The following is an 8,570-nucleotide window of genomic DNA, read 5'->3' as shown; positions in this document are numbered from 1 at the left end:
TTTACTGGATAAAATCTTTGGACTGACTTTGTTGCCAAAGTGCATACAACTCCATATCACCAGCTGGCTTTAACTGCACGAAACTTAAACCCTTTTGCTGATGCGGATCTAATCGCAACTTTTCCGCAAGTTGTGCTGTTGATAAGCCATAAGGTTCTGCATCTGCATTTGAATAGGCATAAAAAATTTTCTCAATACCTGCCATTCGCATCGCCGCCAAGCACATTGGACAAGGCTGGCCACTAGCATAAACCACGCAATCTTTTAACTGCGTAGTTTTTAAATATTGTGCAGCTTGACGTAAAGCGTTGAGTTCCGCATGAGAGGTAGGATCACCTGTTGTCAAAATTTGATTTACACCACGACTCACAACTTGGCGATCTTTCACAATCACAGCACCAAAAGGACGACCACCCTGTTTAACATTTTCTTTTGCAAGTTGAATTGCTTGGTTTAAAAAATCAGCATCACACATTAGACTCTCTGCGCACTTTGAGGAATAAAACAATCACATCATGCTGATTGCACAACAGGAATGTCAATCCACTGGCTATTTGGAAAATGGGTTGCCAAATATGCTTTCAAATATTCAGCAGTATCTTGAGAAATCAGCGCATCTTGCGATTCATCGTTCAAGTTGTAGGCCAAAGCATATAAGTCCAAACCTCGACTTTTAACCGCCTCCAAGCTCAAAATGGTGTGATTAATGCTCCCCAAACGCCCAGACGTAACTAAAATCACGGGCAGTTTTTGTGCAGCGATATAATCAATTGTCAGCAACTTCGTGGTCAATGGCACCATTAACCCGCCTGCGCCTTCCAATAGCACAACATCGTACTTGGCTGCCAACTGCTGCGTCGCATCGGCAATTTTATCAAAATCGATTTCTCGGCCGTCAATTTTGGTGGCCAAATGCGGTGATGCTGGATAAGTAAAAATCTCAGGCATGGTGAGCTTGGTTTCATCTTCAGGAAACCAACCCATACCCATTATTTTACGGTGCTGCTCAATATCTTCAGATAGATCCGTATTGCCTGTTTGCACCAGCTTTTGCGTAATGGTCTTTTGTCCTTGTGCATTCCATAGCTTTGCCAAGTAGCCCGTGGTGTAGGTTTTACCAATGCCCGTATCAATGCCACTGATAAAATAAACTGAAGCCGTCATGGCATTCTCCGTGCAATACAATAAATCGGGTGATAACTCAGTGAATATTGAATCTGACCCGACTGATCTAAATGTGAAAACTGTTGATAGGCTTGATAAAAATCTGCCAAGGACTGTTTGGTCCAACGAAACTGGGATGCTGTTGCAGTCACCCCTGTCGCTTTAAGATGCTGAAGCACCTGCTTAGGATGCTGAAAATATAAAGATGTCGTCTGCTCTGAAAGATGCAATATCTCAAAACCTGCTTGCTGCAATTTATCCTGCAGCACCGCGATGGATAAATAACTGAGACCTTGACCCGTAAGGGCTTTAATTTCTTTTAAATTTTGACTACCAAAACTGGAAAAACAAAACAAACCCTGCTCATTTAAGCTGTGTTTGACCTGTTGCAATATGGCGTCTAAATCATGTATCCACTGCAAAGCCGAACTTGAAGCGACCAAATCCAAGCCTTGCGGAAATTCCAGTCGCTCAATATCCCCAATACACCAATGTAGACTGGCATGATCACGGAAATGCTGCTGTACTTCGGCATATAAATCATTGATAAAAAAATGCTGAATGTCTAAATTTTGCATCAGTAGCTGGCTTAAATTGCCAGAACCGCAGCCGATTTCAAACACCCGATCAATGGGCTGATTCAATATTTCAGGTGCATACTGATGTATCAACAGTAGCAGTTGCTGTGCAATCTGCTTTTGCACCACGGCATGTTGTGCATAGCTTTGCCCCGCTTGGGCAAAACGTAAGGCCACTTGTGCTTTATTGGCTTCAAATTGCGTCATAGAGCTAAACCCATTGTAGCAACTGATCAATTTCAGTCGCTTGAATATGAGCAGTTAACGAAACCCTTAACCGTGCACTTTGCTGTGGCACAGTAGGCGGGCGTACAGGCATGATATAAAAACCTGCATTCTGTAAAGCTTGAGCTTTTGCCACTGTTTTTGCAGAGTCGCCAATAATGACTGGCACAATATGCGAACTAGATGGACAGTCAAAACCTTTGGCCCGCACACCTTGCTGTAAACGCTGGCTGAGCGCCATTAAATCTGTACGTGACTGTTTTAAGGACTGCGTGTGCTGGAAAATAAAATTTGTCCATGCCATGCAAATTGGTGCTTGTGCTGTGCTAAAGATTAACGGTCTCATGGTATTAATCAGGTAGTCACGTATGATGGGATGACAAATTAAATAACCGCCTACCGAGGCCAAGGCCTTGCCAAAAGTCCCGACCAATAGATCAATCTGTTCGATTACGTCATATTGCTCTGCACAGCCCAACCCGCGCTCACCGCGCACACCTATCGCATGCGCCTCATCAACATATAACATGACTTTACTGAACTGCTGTTTCAACTGTACTAAAGTGGCTAAATCAGTTTCATCGCCATCCATACTAAAAATCGACTCTGTCACCACGATAATTCGCTCAATTGATTCATCAGCATGATGCTTTTGCAGCAAGGCATTCAAATGCGCCAAATCATTATGGCGGTAGCGCAAAAACTTGGCGCTAGATAAGCGCATGCCATCGATCATGCTGGCATGTACCAATTTATCGGCCAAAATTAAAGTTTTGGCATCGACTAAAGCTGGCAAAATACCAATATTCATGTGATAGCCACTGTTAAATAACAATGCAGCCCGTCCTGCAAAAGCCTGACTTAAACTGGCTTCCAATTGTTCAAACTCAGGAAAATTTCCAGTGAGTAAGCGTGAAGAAGATGAGCTCATAGCACGTTGCTTAACAGGCGTTTCATCAAAAAACTGTTCGCGTAATTGTAAATCTGAAACCAAACCCAAATAATCATTAGATGCCAAATTCAACATTTGGCGTTCATGAATATGAATAAAGCGACCTTGCTGCACATTGGCGCTAAATTGACGCAAATTTCCGTTTTGTTTGAGTACATCCAGTTGCTGTGCAAAGTGATCTAGTAAATCTGTATTCACGCGTTCTGCTCCACATGCTGTGGCATACCTACCACAACAGCCACCACTTGCTGCAATAAGGTCTGTAGCTCAAGCGTAGAAATAACATAGGGTGGCATCACATAAACCAACTTTCCAAATGGGCGCACCCAAATGCCACGCTGCACAAATTCCTGCTGCAAGCTTTTCATGTCTACATTATTGGTCAATTCAACCACGCCAATTGCACCCAATACACGCACATCACGTACATGCGCGCACTGACTTAAGGGCTGCAAATAAGTGCTTAACTGCGCAGCAATCGTTTGAATCTTAGTTGACCAATCTTGTGACAGTAGCAATTCAGTACTTTTAAGCGCTACAGCACAAGCCAAGGGATTGGCCATAAATGTTGGGCCATGCATAAAGACACCAGCCTCACCCCGACTTATGGTTTCTGCGACAACAGTTGTGGTCAGTGTTGCTGATAGCGTCATATAGCCCCCTGTTAAGCCTTTGCCTATGCACATAATGTCGGGTTCGACATTTGCCCACTCCCATGCAAACAGCTTGCCAGTTCGACCAAAACCTGTGGCAATTTCATCAAAAATCAGCAGCACTTGATATTTTTCACAGAGCAATTTCGCTTGGCGCAAATATTCAGGATGATAAAAGCGCATACCGCCCGCACCTTGCACAATCGGCTCTAAAATCAGGCCTGCAATCTGTGCATGTTGCGTTGCTAAAGTTTGCTCTAATTCAACAATGTCACTTTGATCCCAAGCATCATAAAAGCCCACTTGTGGCGCTGGAACGAATAGACGATTGGGCAAACTAGAACCAAAGATTTGGTGCATGCCCGTTACTGGATCGCAGACCGACATCGCATTCCATGTGTCACCGTGATAGCCAGAACGTGGCGTCACAAAGTTGGTCTTTTGGGTTTGACCGAGCGACGACCAATATTGCACCGCCATTTTTAATGCGACTTCTACGGCAACTGAACCTGAATCTGCATAAAAGATTTTATCTAAACTGGGTGGGGTAATATTAAGGAGCAATCTGCCTAACTGAATGGCCGGATCATGCGTGAAACCACCAAACATAATGTGCGACATATTCTGTAGCTGATCGGTCACTGCCTGATTTAATTCAGGATGGTTGTAGCCATGTATCGCACACCACCAAGAAGACATGCCATCAATCAATTGACGTCCATCTTCAAGTTCTATGGTGGCACCAAAGGCTCGCTTCACTTTAAAAGTAGGCAGCGGTTGTGTCATGGAGGTATAAGGATGCCAAATGTGTTGCTGATCAAATTCTAGATCGGTTAATTCGGTCATCCATTACTCCATGCCTAAGGCTACATTGCATTTTTTTGCATGTTAAACCTGCATGAAGCAAAAATAAATTGCGAGATAGACCAGTTATCCGTTTGTTTATGTAATTTTTTCTAAATATTGGCAGATTTTGCAACTTATGCTTTCAAATTCAAATAATGGAAAGCCATGAGAGCCACTCACCAGCTCAGTCTGAAAAAATTCCCCAGCGAAATCACGCAAATTACGCTCAACTTTGTAACTAACTAAAAAATCTTGTTTTGCAAATAGATGAAGCTGATAGCCTGTATAATTCTTCAAGATACTGACATTATTTAAGAATTCTAAGCACCCTAGCCCATCTCGCAAAGTCTCTAAATTCTGTGGCTGAATTAAACTTTGTAAGGTTAAAAAATCCTGCTTGGTATTTGGAACACCCTGACAGACCATAAAGCCAAATTTTTTTAAAGTGGCAATCGCATCCTGTGCAAAGGATTGTTTAAAGCGAAGGAAAGTTGATTGATCCATTGCAGTTGACCACGCCTCATTTGCTACAAAACAAGGATTAGAACCGAGTGTGATCAGTACTTTTTGCGCTGCATAGCGTTTTGCTATTTGATCCACCAAAAGTGTTGCCAGCTGTCCGCCCAAAGACCAACCGCAAATCACATCAAATGCACGGGCTTTTTCGGTATATTGCTGTAAAACTTGCTCATCCAAAGGATTAAAAATATTAATTAGCTCTACCGTATGACCCTGCTGTATCAAAGCTTTCTGTAAAGGCTGTAGCAATTTGGTGCCACCGCCCCAGCCGGTGATGAGCAAAATATGTTGATTCAAAGCAAACTCGAAAATATCAATTCAATAAAGCGAGTATAAACTTAAAATGATGATTCATTATTTTCCAAATCGACCAACAATGTAGCTTTATAGCCTTTCGCCCAGTGGGTTTTAAACTGCTTATGCATGACATCAATGGGAAAACTGCTTTCTCGCCCAATTTGCTGTGCCTTAGCAATATCTTCTGCACGCATATAAGCAATCAAATAATCTTTACCCTCTAAGGCTACGTGAAACCATGATTCAACAAAAACGCCTTCAGCCTGAAGTGTTTCAATTACCTCCGCTTTACGTGCTGTTAATTCTGTTTTCCATGCATCTACGTTCGCCATGGCATCTGGCTTTAATTCGATAAGTACGGCGCCCACATCCATCATACAATGACTTTTATTTTTAAATAATTCGTACTCAGTGTATGCAACTCTTATGCGATTGCAAATGATCGCAACGCAGTTCATCTAAAATTTGTTAAGATCAAAATACATCCATATTAGGGACGCTGTATATGCATATTTTCCAGCCCGTTTTTCTGAGCTTAGTCGCCGTATGCACGACCGTAGTAAATATAAGTACGCATGCTGAAAATCCACTCTTGGGCACAGCAGAACAGAAGCAATGGGTGGGAAAACCCGCGCCAGCGTTTAAACTTCAAGATCAAAACGGCAAATGGCATGAACTTAGCCAATACAAGGGCAAATGGCTGGTGCTGTATTTTTACCCTAAGGATGATTCGCCTGGCTGTACTCAAGAAGCCAACAAATTCAAAACCTTATATTCACAATTTTTAAAAAATAATGCCGTGGTCTTAGGTGTGAGTCTTGATGATGTCGCATCGCATCAAAAGTTTTCTGAAAAACTCGGACTTAACTTTCCTATTTTGGCAGACAGCAACCATCAGCTGGCCAATCAATTTGGCATTGTCCGTAATCTTGGGATTATCAAAATCGCAAAACGGGAAACGTTTTTGGTCGACCCTAATGGCATGATTGTTTATCACTACAGCAGTGTAAATACCCAAACCCATGCCAAACAAGTCTTGGCGGATATTCAAAAGTTTTCTAAAAAATAAGAATTAGTCGCGTCCCTGCAAAAACAGCAGATCACAAAAAAGCCTTTAGATTTTCATCCAAAGGCTTTTTATTTCATCTTATTCCAAACGTCCCCTCTAGGAGAATGCTGGAATGAAGCAATCTTACATTTGTGATTGGATATAGTTTTGTAGGCCAATCAACTCAATTAAACGTAATTGTTTTTCCAGCCAATAGGTATGATCTTCTTCTGTATCAGACATTTGCTGGCGAAGCATATCACGGGTAATGTAATCGCCCTTTTCTTCACAAAGCTTCACGCCTTTTGCGAGTTTGTCACGTACTGCGTATTCAAGTGCTAAATCAGCTTTTAAGCAAGAAATGACATCAGTACCGATCTCTAAATCATCTTGCTTCATGTTTGGCGTGCCTTCAAGGAACAAAACACGGCGGATGATCGCATCAGCATGCTGTGCTTCTTCCTGCATTTCATGATCAATGCGTTCAAAAATTTTGCTCAAACCCCAGTCTTCATACATACGGGAATGAATCAGGTATTGATCACGAGCTGCCAGTTCGCCACCAATCAACATATTTAAGTAGTCTACGACTTCTGGATTGCCACGCATATTAAAACTCCATACCCTTTTCAAATATTATGGACAACTTTCACTGTCTTTGCAAAATCTAAAATGTGTAAGTTTATGATTTATATATATTTTAAATGATAAGCATACGCATTTGCAGTTCAATTCCGCTTAATTTTCACATAAAAAATAAGAACTTGTGCAAATTTTAACAGCCTGTACAAGCTGATTGTTCAAAAAATAAGTGCCGATTAATTTTGTAACTATTCACAATGCTTCTTATTTAGCGCAAATATCAGCTGACTGATTCAACACATCACACTTGAATTACTGCGCGTATATACAGAGAACACGGTACTGATGCCTAATGTATGGCAATCAAAGACAAGATGAAAATTTCCAGCACAGACAGGCTTAAGCTGAAGTCCAGCGTGCATTCTTCCACGCTTGCTGCTGTTTTGAATCTAAAAAAGTCCAAGCGACAAAACGGCTTTCTTTTTGTCCTTGCGTCATTTTTATGGTTTTCACATCCACTGCGCCACTCTTCGCTAAAGCTTTTAAGAGCACTGGCAATGTTGTTTTCTTGGAAACCAGCGTACTAAACCAAAGGCATTGCTCAGCAAACTGAATGCTCTCTTGCACCATTTGGCAGACAAATCGTTCTTCGCCGCCATCACACCAGAGTTCATTTTTTTGACCGCCAAAGTTTAGCACCACCTTAGTCCGATCAACTGGCTTGCCCAGTTTTCTTAATTTTTGCGTTGCGGTCGCGTTGGCTTCATCTTGTGAGGCATGAAATGGCGGATTACACATGGTCAAATCAAATCGATCTGAAGGTTTAATCACACCATTGAAAATATTGCTCGCTTTTTTCTGCAATCGAATCTGAATGCCTTTACGCAGATTCGGATTTGCCTCCACAATAAATTGAGCACTTTTAACCGATGCAGCATGTATGTCTGAGCCGACAAATTTCCAGCCATAGCTGCGATGACCAATGATCGGATAAATACAGTTCGCGCCAACGCCAATATCTAAGACTTGAACGGCGTGTCCTGTTGGAATCTGCCCCTTGTTGTTGGCACTCAACAAGTCAGCCAAATAGTGAATATAGTCGGCTCTGCCCGGAATAGGCGGGCAAAGATAATCTTGAGGAATATCCCAATATTGAATGCCATAAAAATGCTTGAGCAATGCTTTATTGAGCATTTTCACAGCGTTTGGATTAGAAAAATCTACCGATAAATCGTTAAATTTATTTGGGCTGACAAAAGGTGCAAGTTCCGGACAGCTCTTGATTAACTGAGGAAAATCGTAACGACTGCGATGCAGATTTCGTGCATGTAATTCCGATTTTTGCTGCGGAAAAGATTTCTTTGCTTGCGCCATGTGTATGCCAATATTCAACGGGAGAACAGAATTATCTGATAAGGCAGGGTCTATACCTGCAAATTAGTCGATATTGTACGTGAATTTAACGCTCAATGACGCCCCAAACCTTTTATTTGTCTATGTGCAAATCAATAACGACTTAGACATCGATTCTTATTTTATCTGGACATTTTTGTTTGCTATAGCTTTAAATTTCATTAAACAAAACCGTGGAACATTGATTAAATAGTGATCATGGAATACGAAGAATCAACAAAAAAGCCCAATCGGTGGTGATCGGGCTTTTTATACCAACATAAGACAATGATTTATATTAAATAAAATTTTGC

At 41.6% G+C, this 8,570-nt stretch carries 10 protein-coding genes; 1 reads left to right on the top strand and 9 read right to left on the bottom strand.

What is annotated here, in order from left to right:
* Window position 1 precedes the first annotated feature (1 nt).
* From EXE29_RS16850 to EXE29_RS16820, 7 genes are all read right to left on the bottom strand, one after another.
* Window positions 2-475 carry a nucleoside deaminase gene (locus EXE29_RS16850; RefSeq protein ID WP_120365082.1) on the bottom strand — a complete coding sequence of 158 codons (474 nt, stop codon included), beginning with the start codon at window positions 473-475 and terminating at the stop codon, window positions 2-4.
* A gap of 38 nt (window positions 476-513) precedes the next feature.
* Complete coding sequence (bioD, locus tag EXE29_RS16845) at window positions 514-1,164, bottom strand: dethiobiotin synthase (RefSeq protein WP_117008094.1); 651 nt, start codon at window positions 1,162-1,164, stop codon at window positions 514-516.
* Window positions 1,161-1,949 (bottom strand): malonyl-ACP O-methyltransferase BioC, encoded by a 789-nt coding sequence (gene bioC / locus EXE29_RS16840; protein ID WP_120365083.1) that lies wholly within the window; start codon window positions 1,947-1,949, stop codon window positions 1,161-1,163. Before bioC ends, bioD begins: the two co-directional genes overlap by 4 nt.
* Before the next feature lie 4 nt (window positions 1,950-1,953).
* Window positions 1,954-3,117: an 8-amino-7-oxononanoate synthase gene (locus EXE29_RS16835; RefSeq protein WP_120365084.1), complete on the bottom strand. Its 1,164-nt coding sequence runs from the start codon at window positions 3,115-3,117 to the stop codon at window positions 1,954-1,956.
* Window positions 3,114-4,418, bottom strand: a complete 1,305-nt coding sequence (bioA, locus tag EXE29_RS16830) for an adenosylmethionine--8-amino-7-oxononanoate transaminase (protein ID WP_120365085.1) — start codon at window positions 4,416-4,418, stop codon at window positions 3,114-3,116. Before bioA ends, EXE29_RS16835 begins: the two co-directional genes overlap by 4 nt.
* Window positions 4,419-4,514: 96 nt before the next feature.
* On the bottom strand, window positions 4,515-5,234 hold the full coding sequence (locus EXE29_RS16825) for an alpha/beta hydrolase family protein (protein ID WP_120365086.1): 720 nt from the start codon (window positions 5,232-5,234) through the stop codon (window positions 4,515-4,517).
* Between the two features lie 41 nt (window positions 5,235-5,275).
* On the bottom strand, window positions 5,276-5,608 hold the full coding sequence (locus EXE29_RS16820; protein ID WP_171406284.1) for a DUF6176 family protein: 333 nt from the start codon (window positions 5,606-5,608) through the stop codon (window positions 5,276-5,278).
* Between the two features lie 131 nt (window positions 5,609-5,739).
* Here EXE29_RS16820 and EXE29_RS16815 point away from each other — a divergent pair, with 131 nt between their 5' ends.
* Complete coding sequence (locus tag EXE29_RS16815; protein ID WP_120365088.1) at window positions 5,740-6,303, top strand: peroxiredoxin; 564 nt, start codon at window positions 5,740-5,742, stop codon at window positions 6,301-6,303.
* Between the two features lie 123 nt (window positions 6,304-6,426).
* Here the strand turns inward: EXE29_RS16815 and ftn are convergent, their stop codons facing one another.
* Together ftn and rlmF are read right to left on the bottom strand one after the other, a co-directional pair.
* Window positions 6,427-6,891, bottom strand: coding sequence for a heteropolymeric bacterioferritin subunit Ftn (ftn, locus tag EXE29_RS16810; protein ID WP_106986509.1), 465 nt, complete (start codon window positions 6,889-6,891; stop codon window positions 6,427-6,429).
* A 372-nt stretch (window positions 6,892-7,263) separates the two neighbouring features.
* A complete protein-coding gene (rlmF, locus tag EXE29_RS16805; protein WP_120365089.1) occupies window positions 7,264-8,238 on the bottom strand; it encodes a 23S rRNA (adenine(1618)-N(6))-methyltransferase RlmF in 975 nt (324 codons plus the stop codon).
* Window positions 8,239-8,570: the final 332 nt, after the last annotated feature.

Origin of the sequence: Acinetobacter sp. WCHAc060006 (genome assembly GCF_004209135.1) — a bacterium.
GTDB lineage: Bacteria > Pseudomonadota > Gammaproteobacteria > Pseudomonadales > Moraxellaceae > Acinetobacter > Acinetobacter cumulans.
This window is presented reverse-complemented; position numbering and strand designations above follow the sequence as displayed.